General features: G+C 55.1%; 11 protein-coding genes. 8 read left to right on the top strand and 3 right to left on the bottom strand.

What is annotated here, in order from left to right; all coding sequences use genetic code 11:
• The first annotated feature begins 7 nt into the window (after window positions 1-7).
• From HX868_RS23315 to HX868_RS23295, 5 genes are all read left to right on the top strand, one after another.
• The gene (locus tag HX868_RS23315; RefSeq protein WP_246355575.1) at window positions 8-2,263 is read left to right on the top strand and encodes a glycosyltransferase family protein; all 2,256 of its coding nucleotides are present in this window, start codon (window positions 8-10) and stop codon (window positions 2,261-2,263) included.
• Window positions 2,260-3,888 carry a glycosyltransferase gene (locus HX868_RS23310; protein WP_246355574.1) on the top strand — a complete coding sequence of 543 codons (1,629 nt, stop codon included), beginning with the start codon at window positions 2,260-2,262 and terminating at the stop codon, window positions 3,886-3,888. Before HX868_RS23315 ends, HX868_RS23310 begins: the two co-directional genes overlap by 4 nt.
• A gap of 14 nt (window positions 3,889-3,902) precedes the next feature.
• Complete coding sequence (locus tag HX868_RS23305; RefSeq protein WP_177004500.1) at window positions 3,903-4,538, top strand: acetyltransferase; 636 nt, start codon at window positions 3,903-3,905, stop codon at window positions 4,536-4,538.
• Window positions 4,535-5,644, top strand: a complete 1,110-nt coding sequence (locus tag HX868_RS23300) for a glycosyltransferase family 4 protein (RefSeq protein ID WP_218168771.1) — start codon at window positions 4,535-4,537, stop codon at window positions 5,642-5,644. The genes HX868_RS23305 and HX868_RS23300 overlap by 4 nt, the downstream gene beginning before the upstream one ends.
• Window positions 5,645-5,795: 151 nt before the next feature.
• On the top strand, window positions 5,796-6,965 hold the full coding sequence (locus HX868_RS23295; protein WP_177004499.1) for an acyltransferase family protein: 1,170 nt from the start codon (window positions 5,796-5,798) through the stop codon (window positions 6,963-6,965).
• A 494-nt stretch (window positions 6,966-7,459) separates the two neighbouring features.
• Here HX868_RS23295 and HX868_RS23290 read toward each other — a convergent pair whose 3' ends face one another.
• A complete protein-coding gene (locus tag HX868_RS23290; protein WP_177004498.1) occupies window positions 7,460-8,248 on the bottom strand; it encodes a CPBP family intramembrane glutamic endopeptidase in 789 nt (262 codons plus the stop codon).
• 410 nt (window positions 8,249-8,658) lie between these two features.
• Here HX868_RS23290 and HX868_RS23285 point away from each other — a divergent pair, with 410 nt between their 5' ends.
• Window positions 8,659-9,519 carry a DMT family transporter gene (locus tag HX868_RS23285; protein ID WP_177004497.1) on the top strand — a complete coding sequence of 287 codons (861 nt, stop codon included), beginning with the start codon at window positions 8,659-8,661 and terminating at the stop codon, window positions 9,517-9,519.
• Window positions 9,520-9,594: 75 nt separating this feature from the next.
• Here the strand turns inward: HX868_RS23285 and HX868_RS23280 are convergent, their stop codons facing one another.
• Both HX868_RS23280 and HX868_RS23275 read right to left on the bottom strand, forming a co-directional pair.
• Window positions 9,595-10,482 carry an EamA family transporter gene (locus HX868_RS23280; protein WP_177004496.1) on the bottom strand — a complete coding sequence of 296 codons (888 nt, stop codon included), beginning with the start codon at window positions 10,480-10,482 and terminating at the stop codon, window positions 9,595-9,597.
• Between the two features lie 52 nt (window positions 10,483-10,534).
• Window positions 10,535-12,145: a methyl-accepting chemotaxis protein gene (locus tag HX868_RS23275; protein WP_425504242.1), complete on the bottom strand. Its 1,611-nt coding sequence runs from the start codon at window positions 12,143-12,145 to the stop codon at window positions 10,535-10,537.
• A gap of 404 nt (window positions 12,146-12,549) precedes the next feature.
• Between HX868_RS23275 and aceK the strand changes: the two genes are divergently transcribed.
• Both aceK and hrpA read left to right on the top strand, forming a co-directional pair.
• Window positions 12,550-14,265 (top strand): bifunctional isocitrate dehydrogenase kinase/phosphatase, encoded by a 1,716-nt coding sequence (gene aceK / locus HX868_RS23270; RefSeq protein WP_177004494.1) that lies wholly within the window; start codon window positions 12,550-12,552, stop codon window positions 14,263-14,265.
• A 71-nt stretch (window positions 14,266-14,336) separates the two neighbouring features.
• Window positions 14,337-18,248 carry an ATP-dependent RNA helicase HrpA gene (gene hrpA, locus HX868_RS23265; RefSeq protein WP_177004493.1) on the top strand — a complete coding sequence of 1,304 codons (3,912 nt, stop codon included), beginning with the start codon at window positions 14,337-14,339 and terminating at the stop codon, window positions 18,246-18,248.
• Window positions 18,249-18,301: the final 53 nt, after the last annotated feature.

Here is an 18,301-nt window from a genome sequence, read left to right as displayed (position 1 = left end):
CCTTTGGTTGCTCAACCACACTACATTGCGGAAATTTGAAGTCGATCAGCTGAAAGCATTGGGCGTAAATGAAATTTTTATGCCCAAGAGCTTTCCTTACGATGAAGGGAATCTTTCAGCCAACGTAGATGCTAGTTTTGATGCTGCGCTGACAATTCCCAAGGCGGAGCTGGATATTCTGAATGCGCAGGACTGGTATGTAAGCCCCAGTGAAGAAGCGTGGCGGATCGCTAATCAATATTTCGATGTGGCAATCATTGGGTTCTTTCCGCTGCAAATAAAAAGCGCGGTACGACACTTTGCTGGCGCAATAATATTACGTGTTTTTGGTCTGTCGAAAGGTTATTCCTATTCGCAATTGTTTTACGACGAGGCGGGCGAGGCGCTTGTCCGCAGCATCAAATCAATCGGCTCGCGGTTTTGGTTTGGCGCCGGTTATGAACACCTGAAGGACTCCGAGCAAAATTTCTTGGCGAGTAGAGACTGTTACCTGCCTGTTGGTTTGAAAGGTGAGGCGCAACCGGAACTGTGGGAAGGCAAACTCAACAAAATACTATTTGTATGCCCAAGGATTGGCTCTTCACCCTACTTTGAGACAATCTACAAAAACTTCATTCGTGATTTTTCGGATCTGGAGTACACCATAGGTGGCGCGCAACCTATTGATGTATCAGATAAGCATGTTCTTGGCTTCGTCTCGAGTGAAGAGCATGAATACAACATGAAGCAGCACAGAGTGATGTTCTATCATTCCACCGAGCCTAATCATATCCATTATCACCCCTTTGAAGCCATTCGTGCGGGCATGCCCTTGCTGTTCATGGCTGGCGGGATGTTGGACAAAATGGGCGGTATTGGATTACCTGGTCGTTGTAAAACAGTTGCCGAAGCTAAGGCTAAAGCAAAACAGTTAATGAATTACGATCAGAAATTGATCAACAGTATCCGCGAATCTCAATTGATTTTGCTTGAGCCCATGAAAGCAAAAAATTGTGAGCAGGCGTGGCAGGCAGGATTCAAAAAAGTACTTGCGGAACTTGAATCGGTAAAGGTCGAAAGTATAGATCGTCCGATTCGTCGTAAAAAAATTGCCGTGATCGTACCGGTAGAATATAGAGGCGGAAGTCTGCGGGGGGCAAAACTTGTAGCCAATGCCCTGTACCACGGCAGCCGACAGGCTGGCGAGCCTGTAGATGTCGTGTTTCTTCATCTGGATAAGCCAGACAGTTATCCTGATGAAGAGTTTATGGATCTTGAAGAAGGCATATTAATTCGACCTTATAAATGGAATATTCTAGATGCTGCGCCTGCTCGCAGGGCAATGCGTTATTCCGGTCATGAGGGCTGGGAACCGAAAAGCCCCCGTTATTTAGTTGTCAATGATGGAATAAATAATCTCCAGGATTGTGATGTCTGGCTTGTTATATCAGATCGACTCAGCGGGCCGTTATTGCCGATGCGTCCATCAGTACTCATGGTCTATGATTATCTCCAACGGTATGTGCCTATACTACCTTTTGGTGCAGACCAGCCATTTTTGAATGCGGCAAGGACGGCTTCTAAAGTACTGGTGACGACGGAGTTTACGAAACAGGATGCGCTGAATTACGCTGGCATGCCGCCTGAGAAAGTATTTAAACTGCCCATGTTGGCACCTGATTTTTCTCAGGTGAAAGGCAGCGTTGCAGAAAGCTCAAACTATTTTTTGTGGACTACCAATACGGCAATACACAAAAATCATGTGAATGCTGTTAAAGCGCTAAAGTTTTACTATGAAGAGTTGGGCGGCGTATTGGAGTGTCGGATTACCGGTGTGGATACTAAAGGATTGTTTAAAAGCTCTTTGCCGCACTTAAAACCCTTGGCCGAGTTATTAGGTAAAAGTCGACCATTGAAGAAAAATATCAAACTACTCGGTGAGTTGCCGGACCGAAATTACCAAAGTGTATTGGCCAGTGCATCTTTTTTATGGCATGCCGGAGCGATAGATAATGGTACGTTCAGTGTCATTGAAGCTGCTGGTCTTGGAGTGCCGTCTTTAAGCAGTGACTACCCCGCGATGCGAGAAATTGATGAGCAGTTTTCACTAGGGCTCAGTTGGATGAAGTCGGATAAACCCAAGCAAATGGCCAGCCAGCTTAAAGAGATGGAACTTGCGTATTTGGAGCGTCGTAACAATTTGCCTACGAGTGAAATGTTAGGTGAGCAAGGTGTAGAGAAGTTGGCGAGTGCGTATTGGCAAGTGGTGAGGGAATGCCTATGAAAAGGTTTGGGATTTACTTGGCATACGCTCCTGGCATAGACCTTCGACATGAAGGGTTGGGCCGTTACCTTGCTGCGTTTCTGAAGGGGGCGGCTGGACGAGACGATGTTAAGTTCACCCTAATATGCCCAAGCTGGACCAAAAAAGCGCTTCACGAGTTGTTTTTGAGTGAGGGTGTCGAAGAGGACGTGTTTGAAATTGTATCGCCTCCCGGTATTCCTATGATTCTTCGCGGTTACGAAGGGTACATTGCAAGAAAAAAGAAATTGAAGAAAATGAGCCTGAAGGAGCGGATTGCGAAGAAGCTCTTTCATTGGAAGGCGGTGTTTGCGAGTAAAGTTGAAGATCGATTGATCAGTGTCGATTCCTACAGTGGTGTATTTCGGCTAGCGATCGAGGCACTGGTCCTTTTTATATTGGCATTACTCTTTAGCCCAGTGCTGATACTGTTACCACTTTACGCACTTCAGTTAAAAATCACTGTGGTCGTTCGTCGACTCTTACGCCCAGTGAGAAAAGTGGTCAATCGGCTGCGTAAAGCGGTTGGAGCTCCCAAGGAGGATGCATTTGTACTTCGCCTGTATCAGCGTTTGGAACAGGTTGAGTCAGACCGTATGCTGCAAATTGTAAATAAAATGACAGACGTGAAGGCTTGGTACAGTCCTACTGCTTTCTGGCCCGCGTTCAATAACATTAAAGCACCGCGCTTGATGTGTGTGCCTGATGTTGTTCTCTCAGATTTTCCTATCGGATTTTCTGAGGTGGGCGGTGAGCGGTTTTTGAAGGTATATGAACGGGTCGAAGCGGCTATTCATGGTGGGCAACATTTCGTCACCTATAGCAAGAACGTTAAGTGGGAAACACTGGTTGAACGGTATGCCCTCAAGCCTTCGGCAATTTCAGTTGTTTACCATGCGCCCAACGACCTCAGCGGCAACGTCGCCGTAAGGGGGCTGTCAGATGCTGAAGCCGCATCGAGAAACTACTGTACGACGCTTTTTAAGCGCGCGTTGAAAAAAGCATCAAATTATTCTTACGCTTCAACGTTTTTTAATGGTGATGCTAAGTTTATTTTCTACGCGAGTCAGTTTAGACCTAATAAAAATATTATTTCTTTGCTCAAAGCTTATCAGTATCTTTTGCGCAATGACTTGATACGGCACAAGTTAGTGTTGACAGGCCATGCAGAGGGTTTTTTGACAGTAAAGGACTATATTCGAGATAATTATTTAGAGAACGATGTTCTTTGCATGCACGGATTGACCGTCCAAGAATTGGCGGCTTGTTACAAGTTGGCGGATCTGGCTGTTAATCCAAGTTTGAGTGAAGGTGGCTGCCCGTTTACATTTACGGAGGCGCTGTCTGTGTCTACTCCCGTAGTGATGGCGCGCATTCCGGTAACGGAGGAAGTTTTGGTAGATCCGGAGCTGCAAACACTGACGCTTTTCAATCCGTATGATTGGAAAGATATAGCTGACCGCATTCAATGGGGTATTTTGAACCGCGACCAACTACTTGCTGTCCAAATGAACGCTTATGAACTGCTTTCCAAGCGGAACTGGACTGATGTGGTCAATGAACACATCGAGATTTTGGACAGAATTTCAAGAACCGAGACTTTTTGAGAAGAGACAGGCTCATGAACCTTCCATCTGGTTTACTCATTCTCGGCTTCGGTGGTCATGCACGCTCAGTGGCGGACGTGGCAATGGCGTCGGGGATTAAACACCTTTGCTTTATAGACAGTAACGCTCGTGAAAATGAAACATTTGCGGGGTTTCCTGTTCTGCAGAGCTGGGAAGAAGAGCTGCCAGATGGTTGGTCCGTGATGCCAGCTTCAGGAGATGGTCTGAGCCGAAGTTCGCAATGTGAATCCGTGCTGCAGCGTGGTTGGCCATTATTTACGCTTGTCTCGCCGACAGCGACGGTCGGCTATGGCGCGAGTATCGGGCCTGGAACTTTGATTGCGCATCACGCACATATTGGGCCAATGGCATCTATCGGTGTGGGTTGTGTCATTAATACGGGTGCGATTGTCGAACACGACTGTGGCATTGGGGATTACACCCATGTCTCTATCAACGCGGCTGTCGCAGGCAGGTCTCGAATTGGGCGATTTTGTTTTATCGGAGCAGGATCTACCGTCATAGATAGTATCACCGTGATAGATGGGGTCACGTTGGGAGCTGGCGCGTGTGCACACCGTAACCTGAACGAACCGGGGGTTTATGTGGGTGTCCCAGCAAAGAAAATGACAAGGGAAGCATCAGATTGAAAGTTCTCCATTTTTTTAAGACCTACTATCCGCAAACTATGGGGGGGATTGAACAGGTCATCTTTCAGCTTTCGGAGGGCGGGAGGGAACATGGAATAGATGCTCAGGTGCTCTCGCTGAGCCCGCAAGGCGCTGAGCGTAATATTCAAGTGGGTGAACACCTGGCCCGCACGTCACAGCTAGACCTTCATTTGGCGTCAACAGGGTTTTCATTATCAGTGTTCCGGGACTTCGCTGAGATGGCGAGGGAAGCAGATATCATCAACTACCATTTTCCTTGGCCGTTCATGGATATCGTTCATTTTCTCTCGAAGGTATCCAAACCCACGGTTGTCAGTTACCACTCGGATATCGTGAAACAAAAGACGCTACTGAAACTCTATCAGCCTTTGATGCATAGTTTTCTCAATAGTGTAGACCATATAATTGCGTCCTCGCCCAAGTATGCTGACAGTAGCCCGACGCTACAGCGTTACAAGGATAAGTTGACGATTATCCCTATCGGTCTGGACAAGAATACTTATCCTGAAGTGCGATCGGAAAAATTAAATTTTTGGAAGCGGCAGTTTGAAGGGCGTTTTTTCCTCTTTATTGGTGCTTTGCGTTATTACAAAGGGTTGGAGTATCTACTTGAGGCGGCTCGTACAGCCCCTTTTCCGATCGTCATCTTGGGGCAGGGTCCAATGGACGCCAGCTTGAAAGAGAAAGCCAAGGAGCTTGGCCTGTCCAACATTCATTTTCTCGGCAGCCTGCCGGATGATGACAAAACTGCTTTATTAATGCTGTGCTATGCCATGGTCTTTCCGTCACATTTGCGCTCTGAAGCGTTTGGTATTTCGCTGTTGGAAGCTGCCATGTTTGGTAAGCCGCTTATTTCCTGTGAGATCGGTACCGGGACAACCTATATAAATATTGCGGGTAAAACCGGAATTGTCATTCCTCCTTGTGATGCCAAAGCGTTGGCACAGGCAATGATTACGTTGTGGGAAAATCCGGGGGTAAGTGTTGAAATGGGACGCCAGGCTGCATTGCGGTTTGAGCAGGTTTTTACAGCAGATCGAATGGTTGAAGGCTACGCAAAGGTATACCGTGGTTTGTTGAGATAATAGGAGCATCTAAAAGCTACGACGGGCTTTCTCCACACCAGAAGAAAATACGAACTGTGCTTTTGTCTGCTGCTATATGATGTTAACGGTTTGACTGTTTTGCAAAGTATGGATGCTGAGCCAACTACTTTAAATTGATACGGATGAGAGTATGAGTGGAAACAAGGTACAGTTTGCAAACACACTAAGGGGCTTTGCGGCGCTTTCTGTGATTGTGGCCCATTATTTTGGTGTGTTTTGGATGGTGCGGCCAGCCGTGTCGACGTTGATCAATGCGCCCGTGCTTCCACTGAATGAATACGCTGTGCCCAATTATATTGCTCTTGTAAATAGCTATCCGCTTTTCAATTTTGGTGCTTTTGGCGTCGCTCTGTTTTTTATAATAAGTGGGTTCGTTATTCCGTTCTCTCTTGAGAAAATCAGCGGATTTTCCTTTCTGGTTAACCGAGTGTTTCGAATTTTCCCAACGTATTTTTTTGGTTTTTCTGTGACGCTGCTTGCTGTTTACCTATCCACTTACTATTTTGGTGGCGTTTGGCCCTACACTAATGGGGAGGTCGCTATTCACTATTTTCCAGGCTTAAGGGATATTCTTTGGTCTAAGGATATTGATGGGATAGTCTGGGCGCTTGAGGTGGAGCTGAAGTTTTATTTGGTATGCGCCGTATTTTCAGTTTTGATCAGGCGTGGTTCCCGGGCTGTTTTTATCGCTCCCTTATTGATTGCGCTGGCCTGTGTTTTGGTCAGCGGACAACTGGAGGCTCTCGGGGCTACTAATGCGGATCTCTATTTAAAAGCTCTTGCTTACATTGTTTATCCTGCAAAGTACCTTGTTTTTATGTTTATAGGTGTGGCGTTTCATTATGTCAATTCGGGTCGTATGACATACCCTGTTGGGTATTTTACGGTGGGTGTGCTGTTTACTGTGTTTGCTGCACTTTGGTATAGCGGGCCTACATCCAGTTCGTTTTACTTGGTTTGGAGTTATGCGGCAGCGTTGTTGGTTTTTTCTTTTGCGTACGCTTTTCCATCGTTGTTCAAATCAAATCGAGTTTTTGATTTTTTCGCTAATATCAGCTATCCCCTGTACGTCGTTCACGGTGTAACGGGGTATGTGGCCCTGCGTATTCTTTTGGACTTAGGTGTCAAAGCATGGGTCTCGCTGATTATTGTCACACTTTCGGTGTTTCTCTTGTCATGGCTTATTCATAAAGCTATCGAGACACCTGCTCAGAGGGTCGGGAAGTGGACTGTAAAGTATTTGACTGAGGGTCCCACCAAGAAACCACGGGAAGTGTCGACTGCTAGAGTGCGTGTGTGATGCGTTTCAATAACCATGTGAGTCGGCACAAAATCATTCTGACGCGTCTAAGGCGAGGTATATAGCCAGAAGAGAGGCAGAGCCATCTATTTAACGCTGAGTATATTGCTGGAGGGTGTGCACGATCTTTTGGGTATTTTGATTGAATTCATAGAAGGCCTCAGCTCTGGAGGCAGGCCTTCTATGATCTCAATACAAAAGGCGCGGAGGACATTCTGACCACTGCTACGGACGGTTCGAAAGGCACCCCAATGGTGCTAGTGCGATATTTAAGAGAAAATACTCCAAGCTTTCATTCGTTGAGGCTCGGCTTTGGGGCTAGGAGTATCCAGCGGCAGCGAAAGCGCGACGAACTCATTTGCGATTGTGTATGGAAATCGACTTATCAGGCCGGCCTAGTGAAACTAAGAGTTCCATCATTTCAGATGTATTTTGGATCTGTGCTTAGTTACCTATCCGTTAACGTGATGTCGTCAAAAAAAGATAGGCTTTTTCTACGCAGCCATCGGATATACAAAGAGCCCAAAATGCACCAAATTAACCCCAAAATGCGTCATAACCGCAGCCCCCAACCCACCAAACCGATACGCCAACCCATACCCCACCCCTGCGATGGTTGCCAGTAACGTCCACTGCCACCCCGCGCCAAGGTGCACCAGCCCAAATAGCAACGAAGCCAGCAACAACGCCAGGTTGTCGCCATACGACAAATGCTTAAATCGTCGGCTTAGCCCTCCCTGTACGTACCCGCGAAACAACGCCTCTTCCACCAGCGTGACCAAGAGTAAGTTGTTCAGTACCCATAACCACGATTGCTCCGGCCATTTTGGGGCCCAGTGAGTGATCCCCAAAAGCACTGCTCCACCGAGCGCAACAACGGCAGTCAAGGTCAGTGCCAGGGCGGCCACACAGATCGACAGCCGCAACGAGCGCCGTGCCACGATCCATGGGCAGGCGAGCAACAGCCAGAAGCCAATCAGTGGTTTGTCCTGGTTCAGGTACATCGAGAAGGGCACGGCATCGTCGGTGAAACGTTGCGGGGCAATACCACGCCCGTTGTAGAAACCCGGCAACCAGTGCATCGCCAGGCTCAGGGCCAAGACGATAAACAACCCGTGGCCGAGGTAGCGCGCCCAGGGTGTGCGTTGCTGGCGTACGGCGTAACCGGCGATCAGCAGCAGGGCGACGGACACGCCCGCCAGCACCCCCAGTTGCCCGTAGATCAAGGCCAGCAGATAGCCGATGGAAAGGAGCGCCAGGTACAGCCAGGGCAATGCGATCATGGGGAGTCCTTGGAAAAATCTGGGCGGTATTATAGCGACCCGTCCGGCAGGGCCCACATGAAAACTCCTCCACTCAGGGTGATTGCAAAACCTGTCACCGGCTGGTTATAGTCCGATCCTCTTCATCTCTTCACACAAGATCAGCCCATGCCAGCTTCTCTGCGCACAGCGGTAGTCGATTCAGCGGTCAACGCTGCGGTCGTGCCGTGCGGGGACAAGCAGCCTGCGCAGATCAGTCACTACCCCCCACCTGTCAGTAGCACGCCGGTGTACGCAGTCGTATCACCGCCGGGTGTTGGCATTTCGGGCTGATCAGCGAGTCGCTGGTTTCCCTCTGCCTGCCCCAAAAAACCTACTGAATTTCAGCAAACGCTGAGTCGGCTTTTTTTGCCTGATGACAGGTGGTATCCATGTCTGTTCTTTCGAAACAATCCGTGGCCGCGGCGGCCTCGACGAGCCTGTTTGTCCTGCTGTGGAGCAGCGGGGCGATCTTCTCCAAATGGGGCCTGGCTCACGCCTCACCCTTCGCGTTTCTGTTGATTCGCTTTGCCATCGCTTTCGCGGGCCTGGCAGTGCTCATTCCCATCCTCAAATTAAAACTGCCGCGTCCCGGCAAGCCCATGCTGTATGCAGCGGCGACCGGGCTGGTGCTGTTGGGGGCCTATCAGATTTTCTACCTGTTGGCCCTGGACCTGAAAGTCACTCCCGGCGTGATGGCCACCATCATGGGTGTGCAGCCGATCCTCACCGTTGTGCTGATGGAACGTAAGCGTTCGTTGAGCCGGCTGTTTGGCCTGGCGCTGGGGTTGGCGGGGCTGATCATGGTGGTTTACCAGGGTATCGGCTTGTCCGGCATGTCGTTGGCAGGGATGCTCTTCGGGTTATTGGCCTTGGCCAGCATGACGTTCGGCTCGATCATGCAGAAGCGCATCACCGACAACCCCTTGGGCACCTTGCCGGTGCAGTACATGGCGGGGTTACTGCTGTGTTCGGTATTCGTGCCGTTCCAACCGTTCCACTTCGAGCACGGCAGCGGTTTCTATCTGCCGGTGCTGTGGATGGGGCTGGTGGTGTCGTTGCTGGCCACCCTGTTGCTGTACCGCCTGATCGCCCGAGGTAACCTGGTGAATGTCACCAGTCTGTTTTACTTGGTGCCGGCGGTGACGGCGGTGATGGATTACCTGATCTTCGGCAACAGGCTCGCGATGTTGAGCGTGATGGGGATGGGGTTGATCATCATCGGCCTGGTATTCGTCTTCCGTAAGACCTGACACAACCGCACCCTGTAGGAGCCCGGCTTGCCGGCGATGGCGTTTAGACGATCGCCATCGCCCGCAAGCGGGCTCCTACAGGATTCTTTTCGGCCGCAACACCAACCACAACGCCCCCGCAATCAACACCCCGCCATACAGGTGCGCCATCGACAACGGCTCATCCAGCAGCAGCGCACCCCACAGCACGCCGAACGGCGGGATCATGAAGGTCACGGTCATCGACTTCACCGGCCCGATGGACGTCAGCAACCGGAAGTAAAGAATGTAGGCAAACGCCGTACACACCAGCCCCAACCCCAGCAACGACAACCACACCTGCCAGCCACCCCAACTGGCGGGCGGCTGGCTGATCGCGCTGTACGCAAAGAACGGCAACAGAAACAACGTCGCACCGAGCATGCTGCCCAACGCAGAGAGGCGACTGTCCAAGCCCCCACGCTGATCCAACCAGCGCCGCGCCAGGAACCCGGCAAAGCCATAACAGGTGGTCGCCAGCAAACACGCCAGCGCGCCCATCAGCAATTCCAGGTCAAACGCCACCGGCCCTGCGCGGGTCAACACACCCACACCGAACAGGCCCAGGCACACGCCGGCAATTTTCGACGGCGTGAGGCGTTCGCTGAAGAACAGTCCGCCAATCAACACGCCCATCAACGGCGTGGTGGCGTTGAAGATTGCCGAGTAACCCGCCGGCAGCACCTGGGCGGCTACCGAATACATGGTCGCCGGGATCCCGGAGTTGATGACCCCCAATAGCAACACCGTCTTGAACTTGCCCTGGAAATCCCAGCTCACGCGCATCATCGCCAAAATCACCAGCAACCCGGCGGCGGCGATCGACACGCGGAAAAACGCCGTCGGCACCGTGCCGATCTCGGGCGCGATGATGCGCATGAACAGGAAACTCGCCCCCCAAATGGCGGCGAGTCCCAATAAATACAGGCTGTCGACAGGTCTCACACAACACTCCTACCTCAATAAGCCCGCGAGTGTTGCATGACATTTCCAATGATTACAGGACAAACCGCGTCACCAGCCCATTCAGGTCCACCGCCAGGCGCGACAGTTCCTGGCTGGCCGCCGACGTCTGGGTGGCGCCAGCGGCGGTTTGGGTGGACAGGTCGCGAATGTTCACCAGGCTGCGGTCCACGTCGCGTGCTACCAGTGCTTGCTGCTCGGCGGCGCTGGCGATCACCAGGTTGCGCTGGCTGATCTGCGAGATGGCCGCGGTGATTTTCTCCAGGGCACTGCCGGCGCTGTTGGCGCGCTGCAGGGTCTGGCCGGCATGGTCGGCGCTGCTGTTCAGGGCTTCGACGGTGTCTTGGGTGCCCTGCTGGATACCGGTGATCATCTGCTCGATTTCTTCGGTGGAGTCCTGGGTGCGCTGCGCCAGGGAGCGCACTTCGTCGGCCACCACCGCAAAGCCACGCCCGGCCTCGCCCGCGCGGGCCGCTTCAATGGCGGCGTTGAGCGCCAGCAGGTTGGTCTGCCCGGCGATGCCACGGATCACCTCCAGCACCTTGCTGATGTCCTGAGCTTGTACGGCCAGGCCTTCGGCCTTGTTCGACGCGCCGAGCACTTCGTCCACCAGGTTCTGGATCGAGCTGATGGTTTCGCTGATCTGGTAGTGGCCGTGCTTGCTGTCCTCGTCGGAGGCCTGGGACGCTTCGGCGCTGGACACCGCATTGCCCGCTACTTCATCCACCGCCGCGCTCATTTCGGTCACGGCGGTGGCGGCTTGTTCGATCTCGTCGTTCTGCGCTTGCAGGCCGCGGGTGCTTTGTTCCATCACCGAACTCATCTCTTCGGCCGCAGAAGCCAGTTGCTGCGCCGACTCGCTGATGCCACGGATGGTGCCTTGCAACTGCGCCTGCATGGTGGCCAAAGCCGTGAGCAATTGAGCCGGTTCGTCCTTGCCGCTAACAGCGATCGGCTGGCTCAAGTCGCCACCGGCGATGGTGCGGGCCACGATCAGGGCCTGGCCGAGGGGGGCGGTGATGCTGCGGGTCAGTAGCCAGGCCAGCAGCAAGGTGGCAATCAGCGCGAACACAATGATCGAACCGACGATCCACTGCGCGCTGGAATAGGTCTGTGCGGCGGAGTCCACAGCGGTTTCCACACCGCTCTGGTTGAAGGTGATCATGTCCTCCAGGCTTTTGTTGAGGATCACGCCTTGTGGTGCGAGGCGGCTGTTGAGCAGGTCGATGGCGTCCTGTTGCTGGTCCTTGTCCACCAGGGCAACGATCTGTCCGACGAGGGTCAGGTAGGCATTCACGTTGCCTTCGAGTTGCTTGAGCATCTCGCGTTCTTCATCGCCGCTGAGCAGGGTTTTGTGATGGTCCAGCAAGGTTTGCAGCTCGGTGCGTTGGCGGGTGATCAGGGCCTTGCTGTTGTCACGGATCCGCGATTCGTCGGTGGTCGCCAGGCGCAACGCCTCTAGGCGGATGCTGGCCACGAAGGCCGCGCTGTCGTGGATGTTCTCGATACTCGGCATCCACGATGCTTCGATAACCAGTGCGCTCTGCCGCAACTTGGCCATCTGGCCCAGCCCAAACATCCCGACGATCACCAGCAAGCTGGCCAAAACCCCAAAACTCAGACTGGCACGCAGACCGATCCTCATGTTCCTCAATGACATCTCAATGCTCCTTGGGCGATTAGAACCTGTTCCCGGATCGGTCTTTGGACCTTGTTAGGGTGGGAGAGGGCGCGCTATATATCAAAGTGCCATCAGTGTGGTAATCAGGGTTTCCCTTAGTTGGATCCAAAGCGCTGCGCGATGATCGCCGCCGGAGCTGCGCGCGGTTTTCCGGCTTCAACCTGCCAAGCCCCGCCATTGAAGGCGTGCGGGTAAAACGCAACGAGACTTCAGGGTGCGTTTATTGACCGAATGGTCGAATTAAAAAAATTGAAAATAAATGTACGAAATGAACGAAGTTGTACAAGGCAGTGCAAGAAATGACCCTTCTCCTGCTCTCGTACACTGGCTAAGCTCAGGGCTTCCAGATGCCCGTAGAGGTTTCCCGCATGTCGCAATCCGCCTCCGCTGTCGCCCAGATGATCCTCGATGGTTTCGATGATTACCGTGAGCACTTCCGCCAGATCACTGACGGCGCCCGTGAGCGTTTCGAAAAGGCCCAGTGGCAGCAGGGGCAGGCGGCATCGGCGGCGCGGATCAACCTCTATGAAGAAAAAGTCGGCGAAGTAATTGCGCGTTTGCGCAGTAGCTTTGATGACGGAGCATTGCTCGATGTTGACCAGTGGCCCGTGGTGAAAAGCGCCTACATCGGTCTGATCGACCTGCGTTTCGATGATGAACTCTCCGAGACCTGGTACAACTCGATCTTCTGCGGGCTGTTCAGCCACGACCTGATCAGCGACGGCTGCATGTTCATCCACACCACCCGGCCCAGCCTGCGCCGGGCGCGGGCCGCGCAGACGCGTACCTACACCCCCGCCGGGAAAATCCCGGAGATGCTCGCGCAGGTCTTTGCCGACTACCGTTTCAGCGAACCCTACGCCGACCTGGCCGGCGACCTGCATCGCCTTGAAGCCCAACTGCGGGAGAACCTGCCGGACTGGGTGTGCAAAGACCCAGACCTCAACGTCGAGTTGTTCTCCTCGGTGCTCTACCGCAATAAAGGCGCCTACCTGGTAGGGCGCATCTACACCCGCGACGAACAATGGCCGCTGGTGATCCCGTTACTGCACCGCGAAGGGCAGGGCATCCAGATCGACGCACTGATCACCGATGAAGCCGATGTGTCGATCATCTTTTCGTTCACCCGTTCCTACTTCATGGTGGATGTGCCGGTGCCGGCGGAGTTCATCGGCTTTCTCAAGCGCATCCTGCCGGGCAAGCACGTCGCGGAGCTGTACACCTCGATTGGTTTCTACAAGCACGGCAAGTCGGAGTTCTACCGCGCGCTGATCAACCACCTGGCGACCACCGACGATCAATTCATCATGGCCCCCGGCGTGCGTGGCATGGTCATGAGCGTATTCACCCTGCCGGGCTTCAACACCGTGTTCAAGATCATCAAGGACCGTTTTTCACCGTCGAAAAACGTCAACCGCGCCACGGTGATCGAGAAGTACCGCTTGGTCAAAAGCGTCGACCGGGTCGGACGCATGGCCGACACCCAGGAGTTCGCCGACTTCCGTTTTCCCTTGAGCAAGTTCGAGCCCGAATGCCTCGCCGAACTGCTGGAAGTCGCCGCTGGCACCGTCGAAGTCGAAGGCGACACGGTGTTGATCCGCCACTGCTGGACCGAACGGCGCATGACCCCGCTTAACCTCTACCTCGACAACGCCAACCCCGCCCAGGTGCGCGAAGCCCTGGAAGACTACGGCCTGGCGATCAAACAACTGGCGGCCGCCAATATCTTTCCTGGCGATATGCTGCTGAAAAACTTCGGCGTCACCCGCCACGGTCGCGTGGTGTTCTACGACTACGACGAAATCTGCTTTCTCACCGAAGCCAATTTTCGTCACATTCCGGCGCCGCGTACCCCCGAGGATGAGATGGCCTCCGAGCCCTGGTACTCCATCGGCCCGTTGGATGTATTCCCCGAGGAATTCCCGCCGTTCCTGTTCGCCGACGCCGGCCAGCGCAAGCTGTTCGATGAACTGCATGGCGAGTTGTACAACGCCGATTACTGGAAAGGCCTTCAGGAGGCGATCCGCGCGGGCAAGGTCATTGATGTGTTCCCGTACCGACGCAAGGACCGCGATAACGAATGAGGGGGCACGCTTGTGGGTGGTTTTCTGCGACAATCCGCCCCCTGCATATATAGACGACCCTTGCGTACCTGATGACTGACCAAGCGCCCACTATCGACCAACTGCTCAAAACCCTCGATCACGCCATGCTCGCCGACCGGCATCGCTTGCGCCGGCAACTGCTTGAGCTGCGCAAGAAGCCCGACGAGGAAAAACTGGCGCAGTGGGTTGCGCGCATGCAGGCGTCCTGCGCCCAGGTCACGGCGCGGCGCGCCAGCCTGCCGGTGATCCGTTACGACGACAGCCTGCCGATTGCGGCCAAGCGCGATGAGATCAAAGCCGCGCTGAACAAGCACCAGGTGCTGATCATTGCCGGTGAGACCGGGTCGGGTAAAACCACCCAATTACCGAAGATCTGCCTGGAAATCGGTCGTGGCCAATTCGGTCTGATCGGCCACACCCAGCCACGCCGGATCGCCGCGCGCAGCGTCGCCAGCCGGGTGGCGGAAGAGTTGGCCACGCCGTTGGGCGCGCTGGTCGGCTATCAGGTGCGTTTTGAAGACCAGAGCGATTCCAACACCCTGATCAAACTGATGACCGACGGTATCCTGCTGGCGGAAACCCAGAACGATCGCTACCTGGAACGCTACGACACGATCATCGTCGACGAAGCCCACGAACGTAGCCTGAACATCGACTTCCTGTTGGGCTACCTGAAAACCCTGCTGCCGCGTCGTCCGGACCTGAAAGTCATCATCACTTCGGCGACCATCGACCTGGAGCGTTTTTCCAAACATTTCGATGACGCGCCGATTGTCGAAGTCTCGGGCCGTACTTTCCCGGTGGACACCTGGTATCGCCCCTTGACCCTGGAGCAGGACGAGGAGGGCAATCGCGTCGAGGACGACTTGACCGTTGACCAGGCGATCCTCGCCACCCTCGATGAAATCGCCGCCTACGAGCGCAGCGAGCGCCGCAGCCCTGGTGATGTGCTGGTGTTCCTGCCGGGCGAGCGCGAAATTCGCGATGCCGCCGACATGCTGCGCAAGGCCCAGCTCAAGCACACCGAAATCCTGCCGCTGTACGCGCGCCTGTCGCCGGCTGAACAGCAGCGCATTTTCCAGTCCCACCCGGGCCGGCGCGTGGTGTTGGCTACCAACGTGGCGGAAACCTCGCTGACCGTGCCGGGCATTCGTTATGTGATCGACAGCGGCACCGCGCGCATCAGCCGCTACAGCTACCGCGCCAAGGTGCAGCGCCTGCCGATCGAAGCGATTTCCCAGGCCAGCGCCAACCAGCGTAAAGGCCGCTGCGGCCGGGTCGAGCCGGGTATCTGCGTTCGGTTATACAGCGAAGAGGATTTTATCGGCCGTCCGGAATTTACCGACCCGGAGATCCTGCGCACCAACCTCGCCGCCGTGATCCTGCAGATGCTGCACCTGCGCCTTGGCGAGATCACCGATTTCCCGTTTATCGAGCCGCCGGACGGCAAGGCCATCAGCGACGGTTTCAACCTGCTGCAAGAGCTGTCGGCGGTAGACCGCAACAGCCAGCTCACGCCATTGGGCCGTCAGTTGGCGCGCCTGCCGGTGGATCCGCGCATGGGCCGTATGTTGCTGGAGGCCGCCAAGCTCGGCAGCCTGCAGGAAGTGCTGATCGTTGCCAGCGCCATGTCGATTCAGGACCCGCGCGAGCGTCCGCCGGAACGTCAGCAGGCTGCCGACCAAGCGCACGCACAGTGGAAAGACCCGGATTCGGATTTCGCCGGCCTGGTCAATCTGTGGCGCGGTTTCGAAGAGCAGCGCCAGGAACTTACAGCCAGCCCGCTGCGCAACTGGTGCCGCAAGAACTTCCTCAACTACCTGCGTTTGCGCGAGTGGCGCGACTCCCATCGCCAGTTGAGCCTGATCTGCCGCGACATGCAGTTGACCATCAATAAAGAGCCGGCGGATTTCCCGAAACTGCACAAGGCGGTGTTGTCCGGTTTGCTCAGCCAGATCGGCCAGAAAACCGAAGACGGCGATTACCTCGGCGCACGCCAGCGCCGCTTCTGGATCCACCCGTCCTCGGGCATCGGCAAGAAGCGCCCGCAATGGCTGATGACCGCCGAACTGGTGGAAACCACCAAGCTGTATGCGCGCATGGTCGCCAAGATCGACGCCGACTGGATCGAGCCGCTGGCTGGGCACCTGATCAAGAAAAACCACTTCGAACCCCATTGGGAGAAGAAGCGTGGCCAGGTGGTAGCCTTTGAGCAGATCACCCTGTTCGGACTGATTGTGGTCGGGCGCAGGCCGGTGCATTACGGGCCGATTGACCCGGTGGTGTCCCGCGAGCTGTTTATCCGCGAAGGCCTGGTGCGTGGCGAGATCCAGTCGCGGGCCAAGTGCCTTACCGCCAACCAGCAACTGCTGGAACAACTCGACGAACTGGAAGCCAAGGCACGCCGTCGCGACATCCTGGCGGACGAAGAAACCCTGTTTGCCTTCTACGACGCGCGGTTGCCGGCGGAGATCCATCAGACCGCGACCTTCGACAGTTGGTACAAGGTCAACAGCCAGAAAGACCCGCAACTGCTGATCATGCGCGAAGAAGACGTGCTGGCCCGCGAGGCCAGTGAAGTCACCGCCGCGCATTATCCGGACACCCTGCACCTGGGCGACCTGGAACTGGCACTGAGTTACCACTTCGAACCCAACCACCCGCGTGACGGTGTGACCCTGCGCGTACCGGCGCCGCTGCTGCCGGCGTTGCCGCCGGAGCGTCTGGAATGGCTGGTGCCGGGGGTGATCGAAGCCAAGTGCATCGCCCTGGTGCGTAACCTGCCCAAGGCGCTGCGCAAGAACTTCGTGCCGGTGCCGGACTTCGTCAAGGCCGCGCTGCAACGCATCGAGTTTGGCCAGGGCTCGTTGCCTCAGGCGCTGGGCCGCGAATTGCTGCGCATGACTGGAGCGCGGGTCAGCGATGAAGCCTGGGCCGAAGCCGCGCAGCAGGTGGAAAGCCACCTGAAGATGAACCTGGAAGTGGTCGACGGCCAGGGCAAGTTCCTCGGTGAAGGCCGCGACCTGGCCGAACTGACCGCACGCTTTGCCGAGGCCAGCCAGGCCGCGCTGGCCGTGCCGCAAACCGCAAAAAGCCAGCAGCCGGTGGAAGCCAAGGTGTTTGCCGCGGTGGCGGAAAAGACTCAACAGAAGATCGCCGGGCTGTCGATGACGGTGTATCCGGCGTTGGTGGAAGAAAACGGCACGGTCAAGGAAGGGCGCTTCTCCACCGCCGCCGAGGCGGAGTTCCAGCATCGCCGCGCCTTGCAGCGTTTGCTGATGCAACAACTGGCAGAACCGGCGAAATTCCTGCGCGGCAAATTGCCAGGCCTGACCGAACTGGGCCTGATGTACCGCGAACTGGGCCGTATCGATGCGCTGGTGGAAGACATCCTGTTGGCCAGCCTCGACACCTGTGTACTCGAAGGCGAAGCCAACCTGCCGCGTGATGGCGCAGGCCTGGCCGCCTTGGCCGAACGCAAGCGCGGCAGTTGGACCGAACACGCCGAGCGCCTGGCGCGCCTGACCCTGGACGTGCTGAAACTGTGGCACGGCCTGCAAAAGCGCTTCAAAGGCAAGATCGACCTGGCTCAGGCCGTGGCCTTGAACGACATCAAGCAGCAGTTGAGCAATTTGGTGTATCCCGGTTTTGTGCGGGAAACCCCGGCGCAGTGGTTCAAGGAACTGCCGCGTTACCTCAAGGCCATCGAGTTGCGCCTGGAAAAACTGCCGAGCCAGGTGCAAAAGGATCGGGTGTGGAGCGGCGAACTGGCCGGCTTGTGGACGCAGTACGAAAACCGTCTGAAAAAGCATGCCCAGGAAGGCAAGCGCGACCCTCAGCTGGAGCTCTATCGCTGGTGGCTGGAGGAATATCGCGTGTCGTTGTTCGGCCAGCAACTGGGTACCAAAGTGCCGATTTCCGACAAGCGCTTGAGCAAGCAATGGAGCCTGGTAGAAGCCTGAAGACCTGCCTCCCCTGTAGGAGCGAGCTTGCTCGCGAAAAACGTCAACGATAA

This window comes from Pseudomonas reactans (assembly GCF_013385825.1).
Classification (GTDB): domain Bacteria; phylum Pseudomonadota; class Gammaproteobacteria; order Pseudomonadales; family Pseudomonadaceae; genus Aquipseudomonas; species Aquipseudomonas reactans.
The sequence above is the reverse complement of the archived record's forward strand: the minus strand, read 5'-3'. Positions and strand labels throughout refer to the sequence as shown.